This window comes from Vibrio sp. 811, from assembly GCF_033339195.1.
Window position 1 is genome coordinate 54,177 of the sequence record NZ_JAWOUB010000002.1, and the last position, 25,942, is coordinate 80,118.

The window sequence follows — 25,942 nt, forward strand, 5'->3', positions numbered from 1 at the left end:
CATGAAACGTGTATTGATGTTCGACGCCATCCCAATGCAAGGTGGATCCAAAATCGCGAATGCAGAGCTCCTTAAGCAGTGCGATAAGCTGAACGTGATTGGTTATCTACTCACTACAAATCCAGAGCATTGGGCGTCACTGCTTAGTGATACACCGCGTGTGCAAGTTATAAAAATAAAACCATCACCATTTAACTCGACTCATGGCCTGACCTACTGGTTGATGAACGCTTACTACTTTCTCCAACTTCTCTACGCGTGCATGAAGCTGCCAAAAATAGATAGCTTTTTGGGCCTATCTTGCCCAAGTAATGATATGCCTTTGTACTTACTACGATTAATTAGCAAAAAGCCTGTGGTACAGATGGTTCATGGCCCTATCGGACGATCGAGATCTGCTGGCTACTGCTTAGTAAAAGCATCGGCAATTTACTACTTGGCAAACACCCGCGAATCAATGGTAGAAGCATTACAGGCCTACCTCAAAACAGAGAAGCCAGCCACCGAACGTTACTGGTGTGGTTTGAATACATCTACGTTTGTTAATGGATTATCGAAAGATCGCTGGCCAAAACAAGCGAATCCGATTTCAAGCCGCGTTTTCTGGGCAGCTAGCTTACTAAAATGGAAGAACATCGATCTTTTGCTTGATGCTTTAACACTTGATGAGTCGAAAAAGATCAAATCCACCGTGTGTTACATCAAACCTAACGTGGCAGGTGTGGAATATTCAACACCGGACTTCAACACACAAGGTGTTGAATGGCATGAGTGCCCAAACAACTTAGATGAATTGCGTTCACAGTGTGGTGTGTTTGTTTCCACCAGTCTCAACGAACCTTTTGGGTTATCTATTTTGGAAGCGCTCGCTGCAGGTATGTGTGTCGTCATTCCACATGATGATAGTTATTGGGACCGCGTGTTAACTCACGGCCGAAATTGTATTAAATACACGCCTAACAATGTGGCTTCGTTACACAACGCAATTCGCCTTTTGAATGAATCGCCGTGGATGAAAGTAACGATGGGTATCGAAGCACTCAATGTTTCTCAACTATACACAGCCGAACGTTGTTATTTGCCAATCGCCCAGCACCTTGCTGCCGAAATTGCTACCAACAATGATTGCACACTCAAGACACCGCGAGACATCAAAGGATATGATCATGTCTAAAGCAATGACCAACATGACGCTATTTGCTATCGCCTTAGTGATCAATAAAAGCATCAGCCTAATCATGCTGCCTGTATTGCCCCACTTTCTCTCACCAGAACAAATGGGCAAGCTTGAGCTTCTAACAACCTTTGGTGTTGTTACGACCTTATTCGTCAGTTTCGCTTTGCATGAAGCGCTTTATCGATTCGTCGGCGTTGAAAAGGATAAAAATACGCGCACAAGCCTACTAAACCAGCTGTACTCACTTGCTTTACTCATCGCTGGCGTCGTCGCTCTTAGCTTGCTCACTATCATTTTAATCGCCCCCATTCCCGCGCCTTTTACGCGAGTCGAATTTGCTATTGTTATGTTTGCCATCGTTCTAGAAGGCAGTATTGCAATCGGCACTGCCTGGTTAAGAACACAAGACGACAAAGCAAGAACACTGCTTAACGTCATGGTCACTACCACCATTTTTCAGGTCATTTTTATCGTCGCGGCGCTGTCTGTTCATCCCCATGTTATTTCTGTTTTGTGGGGGGGCTTGTTGGCTGCTATTACTCAATTTGTTTGGCTGCACATCGTTAACCGTTACAATGTCACCCTTCCTAAGCTGACATTGGCAAAACAATACCTAAACTACTGCCTACCAATGATGATGGCCGGTTTAGTAGCATTTTGTCTCAATGGCGCTGAACGCTGGTTCATTGGTGCCAACACTTCTCTTGCGACGTTAGGGATTTACGCGATAGCGGTAAAATTTGCAGTGGGCATGTGTATTTTAGTGCAGCCGTTTGGCATGTGGTGGATGCCACGTCGATTTAACTACTTAGAAGGGCGCAAGAACACTGAAGCAGTGCGCATCACACACTTAGGTATGATTTACATTACAGGTTTGAGTGTAGTGGTTGGCACATTAGCAATGGTGATGATCACCCACTTACTGCCAGAAACCTATCATGAGGCGGTACTATTCAGCTTATTCTTGCTACCTATCGCCATGTTAAAAGAATGGAGCGAGCTGATTAACATCTCCATTTTGTACAAGCGTCGTACTCGCTGGCTACTGGGTATAAATGTCATCTCTGCGTGCGTTGCGATTGCTTTGCTGTTTGGCTTATCTTCTCTGGGTATTTATGGTGTGTTCATTGCGCTTTATTACGCACAACTGTGTAAGCTGGGCCTGACTTATGTAGTAGGTCAACAATGTATGACGTTGCCTTTTCACCTAAGTCTGATGGTTTTATTACAGATTATATCCGGTGTGGCACTGTTCCTGCTTCACTCTTCACAATCAATAGGAATCGCCATCGCAATTTGCATTTTGACATGCAGTTTGCTGGCAGGGATAGCCACTCGCTACATGAGTAAAGAGACGCTCAATGCTCTCACTCGATACATAGTGAAACGGCGTGGACAGGTGAAGAGATACTCGTTATGAATGAAACCAAGGTGAGAACAAAACAGTCCATCGCAGCACTGACGATCACTGTCGGTATCGGCCTGCTTTGGGTTGTTATGCCTCATCCCATTTTGATTGTTGCGTTGTGTTTCGCACCACTCGCGTTACTGTTTGTTCTCAATCAAACGTTTTGGCTTGTCACACTGTTCGTTATTTTTTCATTCTTTCGTATTCACGAAGCCTTTCCTGTTATCTATAGCTTCAAGATCCCATTACTCTTATCACTGGGGGCACTAGCCGCACTCGCTTTTCACCTTCTTATAAGCCGCCAGATTACAGCTTTTTGGCACCCTTCATTAAAGTGGCTGTGTATATTTTGGGGTCTGGTTATCATCGGAATCATATTCGCTTCCAGTCGTGATATCGCAATAACGGTGTTCAAAAATACCTATTGGAAAATCATCATTATGACGTTGGCAATCACTTGGCTTATTACTAAACCTTCACAGCTCGCACAGATGTCAAAAGCAATTATTTTCGCCGGACTATTGATTGGCTTAGTGGCATTACAAAACGCAGCGAATGGCATTGATTTAGTCGAAGGAACGCGCGTGTCAATAGGACGATCCATAGGTTCAGTACTTGGCGATCCTAACGATTTGGCACTAGTGCTGATGTTTCCCCTTGCCTTTACCGTTAGTCAATTGATGGAGAAGCATTCCCCCAAGCATCTCAGGCTCTTTGCCCTTATCACCTGTTTGGTTTTGTTCTTTGCGATAATTGAGACTCAGAGCCGCGGTGGGTTACTCGGTTCACTGTCTGTATTTGCCTACTTTGCTTTTAAACACATCAAAAGCAAAACATTAGTCTTGGTACTAGGCGCCATCGCAGCGATCGTACTCTACGCATTCGCTGGTATTTCAGGACGAGAATCGGGGGGAGCCGCTGAGGATGGTATAGATGCCTCTGCGATGGGGCGACTTTATGCGTGGGAAGCGGCATTTAAAATGGCGATGCATCATCCGTTGACTGGCGTAGGTCTAGATAACTTCTACTTTAATTACTATTTCTACAGCCCACACTGGGATGGTATCAACCACGCCGTCCATAGTACTTGGTTTGGCGTGTTAGCAGAAACGGGTTTTGTCGGGCTCGCGGTGTTCATTACTTTAATTGTGTCATTGATCCGCACCTCTTTGCATTCCATCTCATTGCTGACACCAAAATCAGATTACACCCTCTCTGTAGGAGCAAACGCCGTGTTAAGTGGGCTTATCGGTACCATCGTATCAGGTACGTTTCTGACTCAAGGTTTCACTTGGCCAATTTACATTCTAGCGGCATTAACAGTTGTCGTTAGCCGTATTGTTCAAAGTGACTGTCAAAATGAGAAATCCTAGTTTCAAACATAAACAAGACCCATAACTCACTGTTTTAAAATGGCTAATTCCTTGGCACGCATTGTGATTACTCACTTAATTAGTAATCAAATAACCAAGACTCAAGGAGAGTCACATGACGGACATCGTAGTATTTGGAGAAGATTTTGGTGGGTTACCCTCTTCCACTCAGCATATTGTCAAGCAACTAGCAGCGAACCATCGAATCCTTTGGGTGAACTCCATTGGCCTTCGTCAACCTAAGCTGGATTCTAAAGACATACAGCGTGCGTTAAACAAACTCACTCGTGTATTTCATAACGTAGGCTCACACAAGCCAACATTGGACTCTGAAACAAACCCAAACATTCACATCATCAACTTGCTCACCATTCCTGCCCCTAGTTCTGCATTCGCAAGAAAAGTGGCCGCTAAGATGATGAAACACCAGCTCAATAAACAATTACAAGCTCTTGGTTTTGATAAGCCTGTATTTTGGACGTCGCTCCCGACTGCTGCCGATCTTTGTTCAGAAATGAACCCACGTGGACTGATTTACTATTGTGGCGATGACTTTAGCGCTTTAGCTGGTGTTGACCACGACACGGTGGTCAAGCACGAACGTACTCTTGTTAATGCGGCCAGCGTTATCTTTACGGCAAGCGAAACACTCTCCACCAAATTTCCATCTGGTAAAACCGTCACTTTGCCTCACGGTGTCGACTTTAGTCTGTTTTCTGAGCCAGCACCTAAGGCTGAAGATTTTCCTAATAATGGTCGCAAAGTGCTGGGCTTTTATGGCAGTTTGTCTGAATGGTTAGACTACGACTTAATTGCCCAAGTCGCAGACCAAGCGCCTGACTGGGATCTCGTGTTCATCGGCCCTAACGAGTTCAGTGATAATCCACTTCCACAAAGATGCAACGTATACTACCTGGGCCCGAGAGCGCATCACACTCTGCCACGTTACTCCCAACACTGGGATGCCAGTTGGTTGCCCTTTGTTGATAACGCTCAAATCAAGGCATGTAATCCGCTTAAACTTCTTGAGTACTTGGCAACAGGAACCCCTGTTATCAGCACACCGTTTCCTGCATTAATGCCGTACAAACATATGCTTCATGTGGTTCAAGATGTCGAAGACGTGCGTGCCAGTCTCGATCACCTCTTACCTCCACCGACAGATTCAAAGTCATTTGTTCAACAGCAAAGCTGGGAAGCAAGAGCCAACCAAGTTGAGAAATTAGTGAGGACGCTATGAACGATTTGAGAGAGAACCTTAGTGTATTACTACATGGCGCTTGGCGACGTCGTTACATGATCGTTATACCAATGCTTGTCTTACCGGTGCTGGGTTTCATCATAAGTAAGCTGGTTCCGACGACTTATGTTGCTCATACCAGCATGCTTATTCAAGAGACAGCGAAAATGAACCCGTTCCTTCAAGACCTTGCCGTCTCAACAATGCTGAAAGACCGATTGAGCGCACTCAGTACTCTGCTAAAAAGCCGACACGTTTTGTATTCTGTCGCAAAAGAACAATCGCTGATCAATGACGAGATGAGTGCAAAAGAGCAAGAGTTCATCATAAAAGATCTTGCGTCGCGCCTGTCTGTTCAGCCACTCGGTAAAGACTTCATTCAAATTCAATTGCAAAGTGGTAAATCAGAAGGAATGGAGTCGATGCTGCTCTCTGTCAGAGAGCATTTTGTCGAACAGCTTTTGGCTCCTGAGCGTTCTTCGATTAAAGATTCGAGTCATTTTTTGACTATCCATATCAACAAACGCAGGGAAGAACTAGACAAGGCAGAGCAAGCCTTTGCAGAGTATAAAAATACTTACTCAGACGCGACACCCGAAATGCAAGCTCAAAGCCTTACTCGCCTTGCTAGCCTCAAACAAACGCTAGCCGAAAAGGAGGCGGAGCTTGCTGGTGTTTCACGAAGTCTGGGCAGTTTGGATCAACAACTATCCAAAACGAACCCGGTTATCGGTAAACTGGAAGAGCAAATCATCGACATTCGTAGTGAACTTACCCTGCTTCGCGCTAAATACACAGAGGCGCATAGTTTGGTGCAAGGTAAGTTGCGAGAATTAAACCGGTTGGAGCAGGAACGCTCGGTACTCTTGAACTCTAAACAACCAGAACTAAACAGTGCTCAACTATGGGATATCGCGAGCAATACCACAGTAAACAGTCTTGGCGAAGCACAGCCTCTACTTGTCTCCCAACTACATCAATTACAAATGATGCGCGGACGTTTTGAAGCACTTACGGAAGAAACCAACAGCTTGCGAGACATGATCCAAGAATTAGAGCGAAATGCGCACCAATTTGGGAGCACAGCAACAGAAATCAACCGCTTAGCTCGTGACGTCGCAGTGAAGAGAGAAATGTATGATGAACTCGTCGAACGCTATGAGATGGCCCAACTAACGGGTTCTTTGGGAGAGTTTGAAGAGAATAAGCGCGTAAAAATCATTGATGAACCGTTCACGCCAACGATTCCAACTAACTTACCTAGTTTTGTATTTGTCATTTTAGGATTTATTGGTGGCGCTGGTTTAGGCATTGGATTAGCGACGATACTAGAGTTAGCCGATAACTCTATCCGCTCTAAAAGAGCATTAGAAAAACACCTTGGTGTTCCTGTCATCACCACTTTACCTAACGTAGTGTACGGAAACTAACCGCCATAAGAACTCATTTACAAGCACTCGGTCGGCGAGTGCTTTTCTTTTACTACTGCCTTATACAGCCTCATAGCATGTCCACTAATATGAATCTCAAATTGAGAATAAACATAAAGTCTCACAAATATCAATATTAACCTATTGTTTTTAAATGATTAATTTTTTGGCACGCAGTCTGCAACTCCTAAATAAACAAAGAACTCAACGAGGGTTTGAAAATGGAATTCAGACAAAAACACAATAACACTAAGCACAGCAAAAAAGTGATATTACACGTCGTGCAACACTTAGCTCCTGGTGGTTTAGAAACGCTCGTACTAGAAATGCTTCGTTTTGCGCAGCCAAACCATTCCGTTTTTGTCGTGAGCTTAGAAGGAAGCAAAGAACATGCACTACAAGGCTGGCAAAAACTATTGCCCTACCAAGGCCAACTGCACTTTCTTAATAAGAAACCTGGATTCAGCGGAAAAACCATCAGTACGCTGACTTCCATGCTCAAAGGACTTAAGCCTGACGTGGTCCACACCCATCATATCGGCCCACTTCTGTATGGTGGTATTGCTGCACGTTTAGCGCACGTACCTGTAGTGATTCATACCGAGCACGACGCATGGCACCTTAATAACAAAAAATCAGCTCGACTACAGTCCCTTTTGCTAACGATGATTCGCCCGCAAGTAGTTGCCGATGCTAACTTTGTCGCCCATCAAATACAGACTAAGTTAAAGTATCGCAAAATTTGTACTATCCATAACGGGATTGACTGTCAGAAGTTTAAAAGCGGTGACCAAACGGCAACAAGACACTTGTTTGAACTTCCAACCGACAAAATCGTGATTGGCGTTGCCGGGCGTCTAGAAGCAGTTAAAGGCCATAAAGTGCTTATCGAAGCATTCTCTCATCTTACGCCAAACACACACCTAGCCATTGCTGGAGATGGTTCTCAGCGAGCTCAATTGGAAGCACAAGTTAGAACGTTAAAACTTGAAGATCGAGTAACCTTTTTAGGCTTGGTCGACGATATGCCCAGCTTTTACCAAAGCCTAGACTTGTTTTGCTTACCATCACTTCAAGAGGGATTTCCTCTCTCAACCCTCGAGGCTCAAGCATGTGACATTCCTTGCGTCGCGACGGATGTTGGCGGCGTGAAAGAGACGCTCTGTCCGAACAACAGCACACTGGTTGAAGCAAATCGCGTGTTTTCGTTGGCCGAAGCGTTATCACAGCAACTGGAATCATCACACCATTCTCCTCGAACTTTTATTCTCAAACACTTTGATATCAGAGACATGGTGAGTCGCTACTCACGTTTGGCCAAGGAGGCTAGCTATGAATGATTTACTTTGGATTATAGGGTTTGGTTTATCCGCGTTTTTGATTGTCTATCATCACGTTGGGTACCCACTGCTCCTTAAGTGGCTTCCTTTAAAACAGCAAGACGAAACCAAAGCACCATTTGTAGAGCGAGCTTACAAAGCCTCCAAAACAGACAGCCAGCTACCCTCTATTACTGTCATCGTGCCCGCCTACAATGAAGAACAATGGATAGCAGAGAAGATCCGTAACCTTGCGAGCCTAGACTACCCGAGGGATAAATTAAGAGTAGTGATCGCATGTGATGGCTGCACAGATAACACAGCCGAGATTGCTCAAGCGACAATTCAAGAAGCAATCTGCTCTGATACTCTGTTCATTATTAATGATCACCAAGTCAATCGCGGTAAAGTTGCCCTACTCAACGAAGAAATGCGTCATGTTAGCTCGGACATTACCGCACTGAGTGACACGTCGGCATTGATTTCTTGCGATTCTCTATTGCTAGCTAGTCAGCATTATCAAAATGAGAACGTTGGAGTGGTTAACGCAACATATCAAATAATGAGCACTGATAACCAAGGTGAAGCGGCGTATTGGCAATACCAGTCTCGAGTAAAGCACCAAGAATCTTTGTTAGGTTCAACGATTGGTTCCCACGGTGCGTTTTACACTTTCAGAACTCACTTATTTGAACCACTGGAAGTTAGCACCATTAATGACGACTTTATTCTCCCTATGAGAATCGTTTTGCGAGGCTATAGCGCTATTTACGAGCCAAACATGCTGGCTCTTGAACTAGAACAGAGCTCAGACAACGCAGATTTCAAGCGGCGCCTAAGAATTTCAGCGGGTAACATGCAGCAGCTCATGCAATTAAAGAAATTACTGCTACCTCGTTATCGTGGCACTGCCTTTGCATTTCTATCGGGAAAGGTTCTGCGCTTAGCAACACCCTATTTGATGATTGTTTGCTTTATTTGCTCACTACTACTGGCACACAATCCGCTGTTTCAAGTAATGCTGTCCGCACAAGTTGGTATTTATAGCATCGCGCTTATCACTTACTTGATGCCAGCACTTAACACAATTAAACCTTTTAAGCTGATTAGCTACATCGTCATTGGTCATCTCGCCAACTTTATCGGCGGTATGAAGTATTTACTCGGAATGGAAAATGGACGTTGGAAACGCGTCAACCAATAAGGAAAGCATCATGAAAAACTCACGCTACGATTCAAATGTATGCCACGCGAAAAGAACGTTTGATGTACTGGTTGCAATGCTTATTTTGGTCGTCACTGCACCACTATTCCCATTTATCGCGCTAGCGATCAAAACCACATCGAAAGGCCCTGTGATTTATCGCCAATTGCGAGTAGGACGCTGCACACCAGAAAAAATGGATCTTTTTCAAATCATGAAGTTTCGCACCATGTATATTGATGCAGAGCAACGCTCTGGCGCAGTATGGGCAACTGAAAATGATCCCCGCATCACGCCAGTAGGACGCTTTTTACGCAAAACGCGTTTAGATGAACTACCTCAACTGTTTAATGTGTTGAGAGGTGAAATGTCGATGATTGGGCCGCGCCCAGAACGCCCAGCTTTCTACCAGAAATTAGAAGATGAAATCCCCTATTTTGTAGAGCGCACATATGGCGTGTTACCGGGTATCACAGGCTTAGCTCAGGTTAACCAAGGCTATGATGCATGCATTGAAGATGTAAGACGCAAAGTTGGGTTTGACCACAGTTACGCACTAAGCTTAGGTTCGTTTTACTCTTGGATTTCAATGGACCTTTCAATCATGAGCAAAACATTCGTTGTGATGATTGACGGACGAGGTCAATAACTTCCGGTTCTGGTAACGGTCACTCTTGCCACTGGCGGCGCATCTTTTCTATCGTCGCTGGTGGCACGTCATGAATGCTTTGATACGCTCCGTGACACACTTTAATTTCCACCTCGATGCGCTTCTTCATGCAGTAGTCCATGTAACGCTTCATCTCCCAATGTCGAACAAACGTATTGCTCACAATCACGACTCTCCCTTTGTTCAACCACTTTCTAGTTTGCTGAAAACACCACTCATGCGCTTGAGGTAATTGAACTGGTTCAAAGTGATAATCACCTTCATCATTTTCAAAATACATGTCAGCTTCAAAATGCTTAGCACCAAGATCTATTGCCAATTGTTTTGCTAAGGTTGTTTTACCTGAACCCGGAAGTCCACGAATAAGAATGAGTTTAGCCAGTGACATAATGCAGTTTAATGAGGTGGGAATAAGCCTAAACTGTAACGAAATTATTGGAAAAGAAAAGTAGAAATAAAAAATGCCGAGCACATTAGGCTCGGCATTTAAACTCAATCATGGATCGTGTTGTATTTATTTGTAAGCTGGCAGTTCTGTTCTTAACCCTTTCACCAAACTTACGCACATCAACAGCAGAACAAAAGTAAACGGTAACCCTGTTGCAACAACGCCTGATTGCAATGCTTGCAAGGCTTCTTTACCACCAACCCAAAGCATTACGGCTGCAATTGCGCCTTCAATACACGCCCAGAAAATGCGTTGCGGTACTGGTGCATCAATCTTACCACCGGCGGTAATACTATCGATAACCAGCGAGCCAGAGTCTGACGATGTAATAAAGAATACCAGAATCAGCACGATAGAAAGCATTGAAATCACTGAGCTATACGGAAGCGCATCGTAAACATGGAACAGAGTCAATGAAATATCAGTTAGGCCATTTGCACCTAGCTCACCAACTTTATTCACCACTTGGTCAAGCGCGATACCACCAAACACAGACATCCAAATCAAAGTAACAACTGTAGGAATAACGATGACTGCGAATAAGAATTCTCGAACCGTACGACCTTTAGACACACGCGCGATAAACATACCAACAAACGGTGACCAAGATACCCACCAAGCCCAGTAGAATACCGTCCAGCCGTGCATCCAAGTTTCATCTTCACGACCGTGAGGGTTACTCAATGGAATAATATTTTCAATGTAAGCCATTGTTGTGTCGCGTAGCGAGCTCCACGCCGTATCAAACGTGATGAAGGTAATGAAAATAAGCAGCGCAAACGCAACCACCATATTGACGTTACTCAGTAGCTTAACACCACCATCAATACCACGAATCACTGATAGCACCGCGATAAAGGTAACGAAGGTGATCACAATCATTTGTGTACCAATGCCGCCTTCTAGACCAAAGACATGATTAATACCACTGGTCGCCTGCTGAGCACCCAGACCTAGCGACGTTGCAAGACCAAATAGCGTCGACAAAACGGCAAGGATATCAATAACGTGACCTAACCAGCCCCATGCACGGTCACCAAAAATTGGATAGAACGCCGCGCGCAATGAAAGTGGTAAACCTTTGTTAAAGGCAAAAAACGCTAATGCTAGTGCAACGAGTGCGTAAATACTCCAACCATGTACACCCCAGTGGAACATAGTGGCACCCATCGCGAGGGATTTTGCTTCTTCGGTGTATGGTACTGCGTTAAGTGGCATTCCCCACCAATCAGTGAAATACGCGGTCGGCTCAGCCACACTCCAGAACAGAAGACCAATACCCATACCCGCGGCGAAAAGCATCGACAACCAAGAAACGGTTGAGTGATCCGGCGTTGCTTCTTTGCCTCCTAAGCGGATTTTACCTAGCGGAGAAAAAAGAAGAGCAACGGCGAACAATAAGAAGAAGTTTGTCGACCACATAAAGAACGCATCAAACTGTTCGATAATTCCGTTTTTTAGACCGTTTAATACGTCACGAGCAGTGGTTGGCTCAACAAGAAGAAGTGAAATCAGACAGAAAACAACGAGCCCCGCACTAATGCCAAAAACCGGGTTATGTATATCGAATCCCCACTTTTGAACGTTATCCTGTCCAACCTGATAATCGGTTGTATCAATACTATATTTTTTAAATGCATTATCCATAAATACAAATTTAACGTGAATTTGAAACGCCCCTCAGGTGAGAAGAACTCCAATACCGCCCTCCATTAATTTGAACTCTAAAGTTTTAAAGCGGGACGAATTTTAGCAGCAATCACATATTTTTGCAAAAAGTCGTGATTTATTGCATTTTAAGCTCAATTCAAGACAGATGAAGGGGAAATAATATCAACACAAAAATTATGAGGTCTAACGATTGATTTTGTCGTAGGTTGTAGACTAGAAAAGACACAAGAAATACTTAAGTTCATAGCCAGTCACTGCGCAAATAGAGAAGACCTGCGCTGATTTGGTTTCACAATTAACGACGAAACCAAATCAGCAAACCTTTCATCCAGCGAGCGTTATAAGAAATGGAAGGTGATGTTCCCTGTTACGCTGCTAACGGTATCGCTATCGCCTTCAATATCCACGCCAAACGCTTGATAACTCGCGCCCACAGACACATTGTCAAGCAAGAAGTATTCGGCACCAACACCATACATATAAGAGACGCCATCATCTTTGTCTAAGTTTCTCAGTCCGCCGTCATAATCAACGTTGAATGCATTGATGCCGCCTTTTGCGTAAACGTGTAACGGGCCGAAGTCGATACTAGGTTTCGCCGCTAAATAGAATGAATCAAAATCAGCACTACCCCTGCTGCCACTCAAAGATAAATCCACTTTGCCGTGGTTAAAGTAGCCTGCTTCAATGCCAATGAATGGCAAAATACCAGTACCGACATGAATACCATAAGTTGTATCATTTTCGCTGTCGATATCGGACTGACCAATTTGACCACCAGCGTAAATCCAAGAGTCAGCCATTGCTGACGTTGAGCACAACGTTAGAGCGAATAACGAGAGTGTTTTTTTCATACTATCCCTTCCTGATCGATTCCTAAGCGAAACATTACGCAAATATGCGCATTTAATCGCCACTATATATTGGAAAGCATAGGCATTTTAAGACTCTAAAAGTGAATAATTTATGTTCAACTTTTGTTTTGTGACTTCCAGACAAAAAAACACCGACATAAAGCCGGTGTGTTTCATATGGTGTTAGAAAGCTTGACGCTTATAGGAAATGTAGTGTTGCGTTAACAGAGAACGTGCTGATATCGTCTTTACCAGCAGTGTAGTTCATGTAGCTAGCACCAACAGACATTGGACCAAAAATGAAGTACTCAGCGCCTACACCGTACATTAGATCGAAATCATCATCGTCTTTGCCGCCTTTTACTTTCTTATCCCACTGGTGGATACCACCTTTCGCGTAAACGTGCAGTGGGCCAAAATCGATGCTTGGCTTAAGTGCAGCGTAGTAAGAAGTCAGCTTAGTATCTTGGCCGTTTACGTTGAACTCACCGTGTTGAGTTACACCCGCTTCAATACCGATGATAGGTAGAATACCTGTACCTACGTGCACAGAGTAAGACGTATCTGTCTCGCCTTTGTAGTCAGATTGACCAACAGTTGCACCGCCGTAAATCCAAGAATCTGCCATTGCCGCAGAAGATGCGCCAAGTAGCGCCACTGCTAATAGAGTTTTTTTCATCATCTACCTTTACTCTTTATTATTCCCCACGTCTTGCAAATCAGACGTTGGTACTGCAAATACAAGGGAGGCGAACCATTGCCTCCCAGAACTAAAAAATAATGCTTATTGAGTTACTAGCAATTAGTGTACCAGCAACTTCTTAAGCGATAATTACAAATCTGACACTATTTTACTGGTTGATTAGCAAGCATCAATCGCGTTTTTGACTCGTTTATCAGAAACAGGATAAGGAGTGCCTAATTGTTGAGCAAAGTAACTCACGCGAAGTTCTTCAATCATCCAACGCACTTCTTTTACATTTTCAGGAATGGCCACACCTTTCGGGATCTTGTTCAGCAACTCTTTATAGTCTTGAGTCACAGATTCAATCTTCAGCATATGTAAACGATCTTTGTTTGGATCGATAGGCAACTTCTCCATACGGCGCTCTATCGCACGCATGTAGCGAAGAATATCCGGCAAGCGTTTCCAGCCACATTCCGTTGCAAAGCCTTTGAAGATCAAGCCTTCAATTTGTGCTTTGATATCGGACAGAGCAAACGCCATGGTGAAATCAATCTTGCCTTTCAGCTTTTTGTTGATGTTGAAAGCCGTCGTCAGAATGGTTTCTACCTGTTTGGCAATTTCCACCACGGTATCACCCAGTTCAGCGCGAACGTGTTCTTTCAACGCTTCAAACTTCTCAGGCTCCCAAACCAAACCGCCCTGCTCTTCAATAAGCTTATCGACACCACAGGCAATACAGTCATCAATCAGATCAAGCACTTTGCCGTAAGGGTTAAAGTACAGACCCAGCTTCGATTTGTTCGGCAAGTTTGCATGCAAATATTTAATTGGCGACGGTACGTTCAACAAAATTAAGCGGCGCTGACCTGCGCGCATTGCGGTGATCTGCTCAAATTCAGTTTCGTAGAGTTTGATTTCAACGCTGTCTTTAGTATCAACAAGCGCCGGATACGCTTTTACATCGTAGCCGCCACGTTTTTGTTGATACACTTTCGGCAGTTCGCCAAAACTCCACGTATGCAGGCCTTGTTGTTCGATATCGTCATCCGCGACTTTGGAAAGCGTTTCTTGAACTTTGTCTTTCAAGCTTTCTTTCAGTTCATGAAGATCTTTATTTTCCTTCAGCTTGCGATTTCGATGATCAACCGCGCGGAACGTGACTTTCAAGTGTTCAGGCACTTGTTCTAAGTTCCAATCTTCACGCAGCACTTCTACGCCCGTCATACGGCGCAGTTCTTTTTCTAGTGAGTCCAGCAGCGGCGCTTCCATTGGTGTTACGCGTGCTAAAAACGCATCCGCATAGTTCGGTGCAGGCACAAAGTTCTTACGAATTGTCTTCGGCAGAGACTTAATCAAGCTCACCACGAGCTCATGGCGTAAACCCGGGATCTGCCAGTCAAAACCTGCTGGTTCGACTTGGTTTAAAATCGGCAACGGCAAGTGTACGGTTACACCGTCACTATCATCACCCGGTTCAAACTGGTAACTCAACTTGAGCTTCAAACCATTCTGATGCCAGAAGTTCGGGTAATCCAAATCGGTGACATGACTAGCATCGCCCTTGAATAGCATCTCTTTTTCAAAATTCAGCAGTTCCGGATTTTCTTTCGATGCCTTTTTCCACCATGTATCGAAATGCTTACCAGACACCACTTCGGTACCAACGCGTTGGTCATAGAAATCAAACAACTCATCATCATCCACCAAGATGTCACGACGACGAGATTTGTGTTCAAGCTCTTCCACTTCTTGCAAAAGCTTACGGTTTTGCTTGAAGAACGCATGTTTGGTTTCCCACTCACCTTCAACCAATGCACTACGAATGAAGATTTCGCGGCTAACGGAAGGATCGATACTGCCGTAGTTCACCAAACGTTTCGGTACGATTGGCACGCCGTAAAGCATGACTTTTTCGTGCGCCATCACCGCCGCGCGTTTCTTCGACCAATGCGGTTCGCTGTAACTGCGCTTGATAAGGTGCTTGGCTAATGGCTCAATCCACTCCGGTTGAATCTTGGCGATGATACGACCCCAAAGTTTCGAGGTTTCCACCAGCTCAGCCGACATGATCCACTTAGGTTGCTTCTTGAACAACCCCGATGCCGGGAAGATATGAAAACGAGCGTTACGCGCGCCTTGGTATTCATTCTTCTCTTGGTCTTTCATACCAATGTGCGACAACAAACCAACCAGAATCGCACTGTGTACGCCATGGTAAGACGCAGGCTCATCGTTAAGTTTGAATTCCATTTCACGCATCGACTGGTGAATCTGGAAGTACACATCTTGCCACTCACGTACGCGCAAGTAGTTCAAGTAATCTTGCTTACATTGTTTGCGGAATTGGTTGCCCGTCAACGCTTTCTGCTGCTTCTGGATGTAATCCCACAAGTTCACAAATGTCAGGAAATCCGACTCTTCATGGAAGAAACGACGATGTTTATCATCTGACGATTGTTGTTTGTCTGAAGGACGCTCACGCGGATCTTGAATCGACAATGCCGCTGCAATGATCATCACTTCTTTTAGTGCACCATATTTTGGTGCTTCCAAAACCATGCGCGCGAGACGCGGGTCAATAGGCAAGCGAGCCAGTTGGCGACCAATGCTGGTTAAGCGTTTTTTCGCGTCCTTCGCTTCGGCGTTAATCGCACCAAGCTCTTCCAACAAGCGAACACCGTCTTGGATGTTGCGTTTATCCGGCGCTTCCACAAATGGAAACGCTTGAATGTCGCCCAAGCCAAGTGCCGTCATCTGCAAGATAACCGATGCTAGGTTAGTACGCAGGATCTCAGGATCGGTAAACTCCGGACGTGACTCAAAATCTTCCTCTGAGTACAGACGGATACAGATACCCTCTTCCACACGACCACAACGACCTTTACGTTGGTTCGCGCTCGCCTGAGAAATTGGCTCAATTGGTAGACGCTGTACTTTAGTACGGTAACTGTAACGGCTAATACGCGCTGTACCCGGATCGATCACGTACTTGATGCCCGGAACCGTTAACGAGGTTTCGGCAACGTTGGTTGCCAGTACAATTCGACGACCAGCATGAGGTTGGAAAATCTTGTTCTGCTCACCCGCTGACAAACGCGCGTAAAGCGGCACGATTTCCGTGCTCTTCAGGTTACGTTTAGACAGTGCATCAGCGGTATCACGGATTTCACGCTCACCGTTCATGAAGATCAGGATGTCACCTAAACCCTCATCACACAGTTCGTCTACCGCTTCGAAAATACCTTCAAGCTGGTCACGATCGTTGTCGTCATCACCACTTAGTGGGCGGTAACGCGTTTCTACTGGGTAAGTACGACCTGACACTTCAATAATTGGTGCATTGTTGAAGTGTTTTGAAAAACGCTCTGGGTCGATGGTTGCCGACGTGATGATCACTTTCAAATCAGGACGACGTGGTAGCAACTCTTTCAAGTAACCCAAGATGAAATCGATGTTAAGGCTGCGCTCGTGCGCTTCATCGATAATGATGGTGTCGTATTGATTCAAGAAACGGTCATGCTGAATTTCAGCCAACAAGATACCGTCCGTCATCAATTTGATTTGGGTATTTTCAGAGATCTGATCGTTGAATCGAACCTTGTAACCAACAAACTCACCAAGCTTGGTTTCCATCTCTTCGGCAATACGGTTAGCAACCGAACGCGCTGCAAGACGACGAGGCTGAGTATGACCAATCAGACCAAATTTACCGCGACCAAGCTCAGCACAGATTTTTGGTAGCTGAGTGGTTTTACCAGAACCGGTTTCACCCGCGACGATAACCACTTGGTTTTCTTCGATCGCTTTCGCAATATCGTCACGTTTTTGGCTTACAGGCAGGATTTCTGGGTACTCAATCGTTGGTTTGTAGTTGCTGCGCTGCTCTGCAACCATCATGGATTTTGCGATGTCTAATGCGATTTCGTCGAACACAGCATTACGCGCTGCGTCCTTCTTAATTTTGCTTGCACCAGAAATACGTTTACTCAAGCGGAAACGGTCGCGCATCATGCACTGATTCAGCGCTTTACGCAGAGATGCAGCACTATTCACTTGAGCCTGAGGTGTTTGAGCTTGTTTCGCTGTCGCTTTTTGCGCACCATTTGACGGTGTCGCTTGCTCTTCAGCTAGATTCTTTTTTGGGGGCTGTGACGAAGTCAAAGCGTTTCCTATTCTTTTCATTACAAAAACTGCGCGGATTGTATCACACAAGATCTGTAACAAGATAACCGAAAGCTCATTCAATTTTTTCGAACATGTTTAGCGAATCGCTAGGCTTTTGAACTCACTTACGTCGCTTATAATGGCTCCCATAGTCGAAAGCACTTATTTAAGGAATAACCATTATGTCTCGTGTACTAGCTCTAAAATCAAGCATCCTTGGCGATTACTCTCAATCAAACAAATTGGTTGAAGACTTCATCAAAAATGTAGACCAAGACAAGCTTACTGTTCGTGATTTGGCTGCAAACCCGCTACCTGTTTTGGACTTCGCCGTTGCGACTGCACTGCGCGCTACGGAAGATCTTTCACAAGAACAGCAAGCGGTAGTCGACTTGTCTGACACCCTTATTGAAGAAGTAAAGGCCGCAGACACTTTGGTTATTGCCGCTCCAATGTACAACTTCACCATCCCGACTCAGCTTAAAAACTGGATTGATTTGATTGCTCGTGCAGGCGTGACATTCAAATACACAGAAAACGGCGTTCAAGGTTTGATTGAAGGTAAAAAGGCGATTGTAGTAACGACTCGTGGTGGTATTCATAAAGATTCACCAACTGACAACGTTACGCCATACCTACGCACTGTACTGGGTTTTGTAGGAATCACTGATGTAGAATTTGTTTACGCAGAAGCGCTAAACATGGGTGAAGATGCGGCTGCAAAAGGCATTTCAGAAGCGCAAAGCCAACTTGCAACAATGGCGTAAGTTAGAATAAACCAGAATACAAAAGGGATTGGTTCGCGCCAATCCCTTTTTGGATCCTGATGCCTTGAACGTATTTATAGGGTCTCTTACATCGTCAAAGACGATTCACTTTCTCCAAGTTGCGTATTGCATCAAGGTAGACTTTTTCTAAAGACCGCTCAGCTTCGCTTATCATATTCTCGATCATCGCATTAAACGCGACATCGCTACGGATTTCTATATTGTCTCCCGCCTTAACGTCAAGAGAGTTGACGTACAACACCAACCATTCATCTCCCTCCAAATGCCCTTCTCCGTGAATGGCAAAAAAGCGTTTAGCAAATTCATAGTTAGTACAATTTATCGCTTCAATTTGAATATTGAATGAGGAGTCGATACTCATGGTGCTCATGCCATCCGATTCATCAGATGCATCACAAACAGCCTTAACTCTGGCACGATATACGAAATTTCTCGTTGAAAGCAGCATAGTATTATTCATCTTTACTCATAATGGGCGATAAATAAGTCAGTTGCAAATCCGACCTATATGCATCTCGCGATGCACTAAAACTCGAACTGGAAATAAATAGTATTGTAGTTGCTCCCACCTTTAATTCGCCCAAACTGGGAAGCGCTTTCAAAAATCGCCGAGCGGTGATGCAATGAATAGCCCACCCACATATTGTTCCAGCTCTTTTGGTTGAAGAGATCGCCTACATTGACATCAAACGAGAAATCTAGGTAGTTGAGCAACTTGCTTGGTGTATAACCCTTGTCTTCCATTTCTGTGCCTTCAATATAGGTAATGCTATCAATGTATGACACACCTTCCGCTACACCAAATCGCCAAGTCGTAGGCCAATTAACCGTATAATAAGCCTTAATCGCCATGACGTATTCTGTGCTCGCAGACTGAACACTGGACGACCAGTGATGAACCAACCCTGGAGTTAAATAAATATCAAGAGGAAAACCAAACAGCTCATCCGTTAATGGATGCCCATAAAACAATGAAGTAAGTTGATTGTCGTATGGGTCTTTTTCTCTCTCAAAGCTAAATATTTCACCGATGTTCGAAGGCGTCGCCCAACCATGCGCAATACGTAGGTATGCTTTATTGCTCAGTGTTGGTTTCGGAGCTTTGCTTTTATCGTTGAAAAAGCCAAAACCGACAAACACTTCTCCCTGATACCGATCTTCTACAAGCTGACTGTTGTAGGCGTTATCATCTAAGCGAGTAACACTCGTCTCACCCAATAAATACAAATTTGAAGTTACATGGTAACGCGCTTTAATACCAAGATTGGTGTCAAGTCCAGCTCCAATTCTCTCGCCAGTAATATCCTTAAAGGAATAATATTCACTATTGAAATCAGCGTCTTTGTATCGAATCGTAATCGATGGCTCTAATTCCCAATCACCAAATACATAATTGGCAGCAAGGCGGTAATTAGAGTGAAACTGGAGTTCGTCGTCCGTCATCAACTCTACTTCTGCGCGCCAATTGTCGTTAATGCTATAACGCACTTGCCCACCGAAATCGACTCTGTCTCCTTCATTAGCATTTTGTAGCGACATGGGAATATCGACAAATCTCAATCGCATGAGTGCGCTCGCGCACCAGTCGGAATCACTCTCGTTATACAAAAAAGCGCCACCTTCAATGCCATTGATATACACATGTTCGTTTTCAAAGAACATCATTGGTACAAATGTACTCACCGTAGAGTCATTATCGGCGGTATAAAACGGAATCGATGCTGTGCGATACATCGCAGCAATCCCCCACGTTTGTTCGTCTGCACCATGCGCAGAAGAAACTGCCGCAGCTAAAGGTAAAGCGAGTGTTGTTAGAATTAATCTCTTCATGAGTTCGAAAAATGTTGGTTGAGAAGCAGGCAAACATCAATGATTTGCCATTAAAAGCTTATGTTCTGCTGATGATAGCCGTTACAATGGCAAATGTTGTCATCCTCGTGACAGTTTGAGTCCCAAGATCATATTAATATTGCACGACTAGGTGAGCTTGTTTGCGAATATTTTACCATTACAACAAGCGCTTAAACTCTAGCTTAGTTCTAAATCAAACATAATGAAGTAAAAAGTGAAAGCATCAGAACTCATCTCTACCTTGAATCATTTACCCGCAGACACAGACATTGTGATGGGAGAAGCATGGCTGCCAGAGAGGTTGATAGGGACTCAACTCGATGGTGACATGTTGTTTTTGCACTTTGATAATGCACCAGAAGATGGTCAAGGTGACGAAGAAGGGCGTGGCTTCGTCGAACACGAAATCGACCTAATTAGAACTCGGCTTCAGCAAATTTTGGATGAAGACAGTGATAACGCGTCAAAAGCCGATGCGATGCTTGGTTTGTTCCTTATGGGACATGAACTTAGTAGCTCGCAAGTTATCGAAATATTAGAAGAAGAAGCTGACACATAAGGAGCCGTTTTGCCAGCATTGATGAACACGACTGAAATTTCTTCACTTCCTCTTGTCGTTGCAGGTCCGATCCTACGTAAAGTGACCGCAACTGAAATCAATATTTGGCTAGTCACCACCCAACGCTTGGAGGGTATGGTGCAAATTACGGATGAAAATGCCTCCATCCTTTATCAAGCCCCTTTAAGTGAACAAAAAGAACAGCTTCAAATCGGCCTCAATGCGTGGTGTTGCTTACTTAAATTAGAAGGCGAGTTTCCAACCCATCAAGCGTTACGCTATCAAATAAAAACGCAATATGGCTTAGTGACGGAACTGCTCCCTCACCTGACTTATGAGCGAGATAATACGCCAAACTTGGGTATTGAGTTCCTCGTTAGTGAAAAAGCGGATTATCTCTTACATGGCTCTTGCCGTAATCCCCATCACTTCAGTGATGATACATTGGTCGCTGCGGATCATAAAATCGCGTCTCAATCCATTGAAGAGAGACCAGATATGCTCATCATGAGTGGTGATCAAATCTATGCAGACCATGTTGCAGGCCCCACTCTCGATGCCATTGAGCAAGTCATAGCTTTATTGGGTTTGCCAGGCGAAGAATTCGATCAAGCTCCGATAAAAAATACCAATGACCTCTACCAACACCCTGCTTGCTATTATGGTCGAGATAAATTGTTGCCCCATTATGTGAGTGATGACAGTTTACTAAGTAAGTTTTTTCCACACCGAGGGACACCAATATTCAGCGCCAAAGAGTGTGAGAATCACCTAATAAGCTTTGCTGAGTGCTTTGCAATGTACTTATTGGTTTGGTCTCCGACCTTGTGGAAGCTTGTTCGAACGGATCGTTTATTAGAAAACGAATTTACTGTCGGCGGAGAAGTTCTTGAACCCAAATGGCAGCAGCAATGGCGCGAAGAAAAAAAACAAATTGATAAATTCGTCGTAGGTCTGGACAAGGTTCAACGCTTACTCGCTCACATTCCAACCTATATGATTTTTGATGATCACGATGTCACCGACGATTGGAATCTCACCATAGGCTGGGAACAAGCCGCATACAGCAACACGTTTGCAAAACGCATTATCGGTAATAGCTTGATTGCTTACTGGCTTTGCCAAGGTTGGGGAAATGCGCCAGAAAAATTCAATGATGAATTTATGAGCCTCGCTCAACGCTTTATCGATGAGCGAACCTCGCAAACCCAAGATGCATTTATTCAATATTTGTATCGCTTTGAGAATTGGCACTACACTATTCCTACGACACCAAAAGTTGTCGTGCTAGATACACGAACCAGACGCTGGCGTTCTGAGTCTAAAATGAACAAACCTTCTGGCTTAATGGACTGGGAGGCGATGATTGAGTTCCATCAGGAGCTCGTGCATCAAGACAAGGTTGTTATTGTTTCTGCCGCGCCAATGTTTGGTGTGAAATTTATCGAAGCACTACAACGTGTGGTGACCATGCTTGGTAAACCATTGATGGTTGATGCTGAAAACTGGATGGCTCACCCCGGAAGTGCGAATACTCTTATTAGTATTTTCACACACACAAAGACACCAACTAACTTTGTTATTCTCTCTGGCGACGTGCACTACTCTTTTGCATACGATATTAAGCTCCGCTATCGAAAAAACAGTCCGAATATCTATCAAATCACCTGTAGTGGAATTAAAAATCAGTTCCCTACACAACTGCTCAATATGTGTGATGGCCTAGATAGACTGCTATACAGCCCTCGCTCACCTTTAAACTGGTTCACAAAACGTAAACGACTCAAGATTTACAAACGCGCACCAAGTACGCACAACTTTTATCGCTTGGTTAACCATAGTGCCATTGGTGAGCTACGCCTTGATGATGAAGGCAAACCAAGTCAAATTAGTATTCTGACGAGTGATGGTGACGAAGTTCATTTTCCACCGACACGTGCTGAAAGCTGAGTATCAATCCCAAAATGACTTGCCCTTTGTAAGAGGCAAGTCACCTTGAACTAACTCAGGAGTTTAGGTTTTTTTGGGGAGAAAGTGGCCGTTCTTAAATGTCAACGGCGTGCTAAATTTGGTATCGCACCTTGAGATCTTCCGTATTTATTACCATGTTAACCAAATAAACAATAGCTCGGTGTTCATTATGTTTAATTCTCTCACATCATTATTTAAACAACTCATTGATGGCTCTGATTTAAGCCAAACCAACACACTTTCCCCTAACATGGCTATCGCGTGTTTGCTTTGTGAAGTTTCTGGCGCAGACCATAGTGTCGATGATAGAGAACAAGAAACAAAGCGCTCTTTATTGATGAAACTGCTTTCGTTAAATGAAGAGGAATCAAATACTTTGTTAGAGCAAGCGCAACAGAAAATAAAAGATTCCGCTTCGCTGTACGACTTTACCTCTCAACTAAGAGAACTGACTCAAGAAACTCGTTACAACTTAATCAAAAGCATGTGGGAAGTCGCTTACGCAGACGGCGAAATTGACCCGCTAGAAGACGCGGTGATCCGTAAAACAGCAGAGCTACTCTATGTTGATCACAGCGAGTTCATTCGAGCGAAGTTACAGTCTCAGTAAAGTGACGAGATGAGTATATAAGTCGCTGGCTAACTCTAAGCTACCCCTAGAATGACAACAGATATCGCTTCTGTAGCCATAAAAAAACGCGCACTCTGCGCGTTTTTCAATAAGCCAACGACATTGTTATTAAAATACTGGTCAAGGTATGTGTTTAGCTCTTTCCACACTAAACAGACTGCATGACAAAACAACAATGGTTGGATGATTATTTAATTACAAGCTAGCTAGGTTCGAATAACTAAAACATGGTCAAAGCAAGCTTAGCTAAGTTATATGCATCTACATAGCCAGAGTGTTGACGCCCTTCCCAGTCTATTCCTTTTGCTTCTTGAGCGGCTCGATGGCCTATACGTTTATCTTTAAGACGATTTTGAATACGGTAGAGTGTCGCTAAGTTGATGAACTCTGTGAACGGTGCTTCAATACCTTTTTGCTTACACTCTTCTAGAAGAATGAGGTCATCTCGCCCCCAAGATGCAAAGATTTTGTTGCGACCACCGAAATTCTTAACCATGGATTTAAGCACTTCTTCTAGTGGGCGTCCTTGTTTTTCAATCTTACGTGGTGTGATGCCCGTTAACTCAGCGCAAAATAGAGAGACTTCATCGTGTTCTGGTTTCACGTAGTATTGAGCACGCTTGACTATCTCACCTTTAGACAAATCTATTTCAGCTAACCCCACTTCGATAATTTCACCCGTGCTGCCGACGCCATTTTCGTTCCAGCAACACATTTCTAAATCGAAGCATACAATACGGTTATGGTTCATAGTTTGCCTTGGTTCCTAACATAAAAATTTAAAGCGTGCGATTCTATCGTAACACGGCGTAAAACTCGAATTTGTGCGCCCATTTAATCGCCGATCGACACATTATTACGGCCGTTTTTTTTACTCAAATAGAGTTGACTATCCATTTTGTGATACAAGCTCTCAGGATCTTCTTCTTTATGGATAACCGCACCGATACTCAACGTACAGATGATTGACGCATCACCATAATCAAAAGCCGTACTTGCCACAACACTCCGTAATTTTTCTAGGTAAGCTTCTAGCACTGCTCTATCAATGACTTTAGAAATAATACAAAACTCGTCACCACCAGCTCGGTAAAACTTATCTCCCGGTTTTAAATTAGCACTTACCAGCTTAGTGACATGTTGTAACGCTTCATCTCCACCTAAATGGCCGTGTTTGTCATTAATCACTTTGAAGTGGTCGATATCAAAACCAACCAAGGCGAAGTTAACACCTTTGTTTATCTGATTAAGCAAATGATCGTTGAATGCTCGGCGATTCAGTAGTTGAGTTAGAGGGTCTCGCTCTGCCATTCTTTTTAATTCAACGGTTTTGAGCTCCAACATGACCGCTAAGCGCTCTTTTTCTCGAGACTGTAAATTCACAATCCAACTGATCAAAAAGGCGATTACCAATCCGGCTAGTGTCGTGCCCGCTAAAATAGAACGTTCCCAAGCTGAGACTGCGTCAGAAAGCTTAAAGTCAATACGCCATTCACGGTTAGGCAGTTGAATGGTCCGGCTTATAACCGTTCCTCGAATGTTGTCCCAGCTCGCACTTTGAAAGAGAACAGGGTCATCTGCTGCGTCGAATCCCAAATCTTCTACGCGCACCGACATATCGAGCTCCGTCGCGGTTTTCGTAATCAAATCCTCAAAGTAAACCGTACTTCGGATAACACCGGTCACTACTCCTAATAAATATTTGTTCTCGAAGTCGAACACTGGATGGAACACCAGCAACCCAGTCTTAGGTATGGACTTGTCATAACCATCTTGCAGCAAGCGAACTTTATCCGAGACATTCGCTCGCCCATTTTCGGAAATATCATCCAAGATTAAATCGAAGCGTTTGCGCGAAAAATAGAAACCCAATAGAGAAAGGTTTTCCGGTGTTCTTGGGTAGATATCCGACGCGATGAAAATTGGCTCATTGTGTTCAAAAATGTACCCGTAGGTTTTGGGACCATCTTTAGGAACGGTAAACGGTTGGAAGTTTGGAAATTTTTGACGGGTCTTTAAAATATGTTCATCAAGATCTTCGAATTCGACCTTTTGCATCCATTGAAGTCCAATAAGACTTCGTGAGCTATTAATCACTTGTTCCGCATACATGGGAAACGATGGCCAATAGCTTCGCTCAATCGAATGGAAAAAGTTTGCGCCCGCACCAATGAACTTTAGATCATTCTCGACGTTTGCTTTAAGTGATTCTGCTTGTCGGTCGGCTAAAGTATCAAACGTAGTCTGTGTATACCGTTGCTGCATTGTATAAGCAGCACCAACTACACCAGCAGTGACACATAAAGTCGCCAAAAAAGCTAAAATAGAGTCTGAATGTCGTTTTATAAAGCTCTTATGAGCGGTGCTTTGTGTCATATCGTAATTTTTGATACTTCCGTAAGTTAAACTTCGGGATCTATTGAAATACTGCGTTAGCAATGCACAAACATCAAGCAACAACCTATATTGGGGAGTCTGATCGTCGATTTTTCACGC

At 44.1% G+C, this 25,942-nt stretch carries 21 protein-coding genes; 12 read left to right on the forward strand and 9 right to left on the reverse strand.

Annotated features, from left to right (window positions below; all coding sequences use genetic code 11):
* The first annotated feature begins 1 nt into the window (after position 1).
* The 8 genes from R7Q46_RS04070 (at position 2) to R7Q46_RS04105 (ending at position 9,800) form a co-directional block, all read left to right on the forward strand.
* A complete protein-coding gene (locus R7Q46_RS04070) occupies positions 2-1,174 on the forward strand; it encodes a glycosyltransferase (RefSeq protein ID WP_005377641.1) in 1,173 nt (390 codons plus the stop codon).
* A complete protein-coding gene (locus tag R7Q46_RS04075) occupies positions 1,167-2,597 on the forward strand; it encodes a lipopolysaccharide biosynthesis protein (protein WP_318077318.1) in 1,431 nt (476 codons plus the stop codon). The genes R7Q46_RS04070 and R7Q46_RS04075 overlap by 8 nt, the downstream gene beginning before the upstream one ends.
* Positions 2,594-3,958 carry an O-antigen ligase family protein gene (locus R7Q46_RS04080; protein ID WP_318077319.1) on the forward strand — a complete coding sequence of 455 codons (1,365 nt, stop codon included), beginning with the start codon at positions 2,594-2,596 and terminating at the stop codon, positions 3,956-3,958. Before R7Q46_RS04075 ends, R7Q46_RS04080 begins: the two co-directional genes overlap by 4 nt.
* A 115-nt stretch (positions 3,959-4,073) precedes the next feature.
* Positions 4,074-5,198 carry a glycosyltransferase gene (locus R7Q46_RS04085; RefSeq protein WP_318077320.1) on the forward strand — a complete coding sequence of 375 codons (1,125 nt, stop codon included), beginning with the start codon at positions 4,074-4,076 and terminating at the stop codon, positions 5,196-5,198.
* Entirely contained in the window at positions 5,195-6,628 is a 1,434-nt protein-coding gene (locus tag R7Q46_RS04090; RefSeq protein WP_054579477.1) for a GumC family protein, read from the forward strand. Before R7Q46_RS04085 ends, R7Q46_RS04090 begins: the two co-directional genes overlap by 4 nt.
* A 221-nt stretch (positions 6,629-6,849) precedes the next feature.
* On the forward strand, positions 6,850-7,968 hold the full coding sequence (locus R7Q46_RS04095; RefSeq protein WP_195723096.1) for a glycosyltransferase: 1,119 nt from the start codon (positions 6,850-6,852) through the stop codon (positions 7,966-7,968).
* A complete protein-coding gene (locus tag R7Q46_RS04100; protein ID WP_042522924.1) occupies positions 7,961-9,151 on the forward strand; it encodes a glycosyltransferase family 2 protein in 1,191 nt (396 codons plus the stop codon). Before R7Q46_RS04095 ends, R7Q46_RS04100 begins: the two co-directional genes overlap by 8 nt.
* Positions 9,152-9,161: 10 nt before the next feature.
* A complete protein-coding gene (locus R7Q46_RS04105; RefSeq protein WP_005377654.1) occupies positions 9,162-9,800 on the forward strand; it encodes a sugar transferase in 639 nt (212 codons plus the stop codon).
* A gap of 19 nt (positions 9,801-9,819) precedes the next feature.
* Here the strand turns inward: R7Q46_RS04105 and R7Q46_RS04110 are convergent, their stop codons facing one another.
* From R7Q46_RS04110 to hrpA, 5 genes are all read right to left on the reverse strand, one after another.
* The gene (locus tag R7Q46_RS04110) at positions 9,820-10,209 is read right to left on the reverse strand and encodes an AAA family ATPase (protein ID WP_017820650.1); all 390 of its coding nucleotides are present in this window, start codon (positions 10,207-10,209) and stop codon (positions 9,820-9,822) included.
* A 126-nt stretch (positions 10,210-10,335) separates the two neighbouring features.
* On the reverse strand, positions 10,336-11,916 hold the full coding sequence (locus tag R7Q46_RS04115; RefSeq protein ID WP_005377659.1) for a BCCT family transporter: 1,581 nt from the start codon (positions 11,914-11,916) through the stop codon (positions 10,336-10,338).
* A gap of 362 nt (positions 11,917-12,278) precedes the next feature.
* Complete coding sequence (locus R7Q46_RS04120) at positions 12,279-12,794, reverse strand: outer membrane beta-barrel protein (protein WP_005377661.1); 516 nt, start codon at positions 12,792-12,794, stop codon at positions 12,279-12,281.
* Positions 12,795-12,993: 199 nt separating this feature from the next.
* Positions 12,994-13,473: an outer membrane beta-barrel protein gene (locus R7Q46_RS04125; protein WP_213872006.1), complete on the reverse strand. Its 480-nt coding sequence runs from the start codon at positions 13,471-13,473 to the stop codon at positions 12,994-12,996.
* A gap of 183 nt (positions 13,474-13,656) precedes the next feature.
* Positions 13,657-17,643, reverse strand: coding sequence for an ATP-dependent RNA helicase HrpA (hrpA, locus tag R7Q46_RS04130; RefSeq protein WP_318077321.1), 3,987 nt, complete (start codon positions 17,641-17,643; stop codon positions 13,657-13,659).
* 185 nt (positions 17,644-17,828) lie between these two features.
* Between hrpA and R7Q46_RS04135 the strand changes: the two genes are divergently transcribed.
* Positions 17,829-18,413, forward strand: a complete 585-nt coding sequence (locus R7Q46_RS04135) for an FMN-dependent NADH-azoreductase (protein ID WP_005377667.1) — start codon at positions 17,829-17,831, stop codon at positions 18,411-18,413.
* A 94-nt stretch (positions 18,414-18,507) separates the two neighbouring features.
* Here the strand turns inward: R7Q46_RS04135 and R7Q46_RS04140 are convergent, their stop codons facing one another.
* On the reverse strand, positions 18,508-18,894 hold the full coding sequence (locus R7Q46_RS04140) for a hypothetical protein (protein WP_017820647.1): 387 nt from the start codon (positions 18,892-18,894) through the stop codon (positions 18,508-18,510).
* Positions 18,895-18,959: 65 nt separating this feature from the next.
* Positions 18,960-20,264 (reverse strand): MipA/OmpV family protein, encoded by a 1,305-nt coding sequence (locus R7Q46_RS04145; protein ID WP_262647599.1) that lies wholly within the window; start codon positions 20,262-20,264, stop codon positions 18,960-18,962.
* A gap of 235 nt (positions 20,265-20,499) precedes the next feature.
* Here R7Q46_RS04145 and R7Q46_RS04150 point away from each other — a divergent pair, with 235 nt between their 5' ends.
* From R7Q46_RS04150 to R7Q46_RS04160, 3 genes are all read left to right on the forward strand, one after another.
* Positions 20,500-20,844, forward strand: coding sequence for a hypothetical protein (locus tag R7Q46_RS04150; RefSeq protein WP_017820645.1), 345 nt, complete (start codon positions 20,500-20,502; stop codon positions 20,842-20,844).
* Between the two features lie 9 nt (positions 20,845-20,853).
* A complete protein-coding gene (locus R7Q46_RS04155; RefSeq protein ID WP_262647598.1) occupies positions 20,854-22,794 on the forward strand; it encodes an alkaline phosphatase D family protein in 1,941 nt (646 codons plus the stop codon).
* Positions 22,795-22,984: 190 nt separating this feature from the next.
* A complete protein-coding gene (locus R7Q46_RS04160; RefSeq protein ID WP_017820644.1) occupies positions 22,985-23,425 on the forward strand; it encodes a TerB family tellurite resistance protein in 441 nt (146 codons plus the stop codon).
* A 241-nt stretch (positions 23,426-23,666) separates the two neighbouring features.
* Here R7Q46_RS04160 and R7Q46_RS04165 read toward each other — a convergent pair whose 3' ends face one another.
* A complete protein-coding gene (locus R7Q46_RS04165; protein ID WP_005377684.1) occupies positions 23,667-24,197 on the reverse strand; it encodes a 3'-5' exonuclease in 531 nt (176 codons plus the stop codon).
* Positions 24,198-24,280: 83 nt separating this feature from the next.
* Complete coding sequence (locus R7Q46_RS04170) at positions 24,281-25,822, reverse strand: sensor domain-containing diguanylate cyclase (RefSeq protein ID WP_005377686.1); 1,542 nt, start codon at positions 25,820-25,822, stop codon at positions 24,281-24,283.
* Positions 25,823-25,942: the final 120 nt, after the last annotated feature.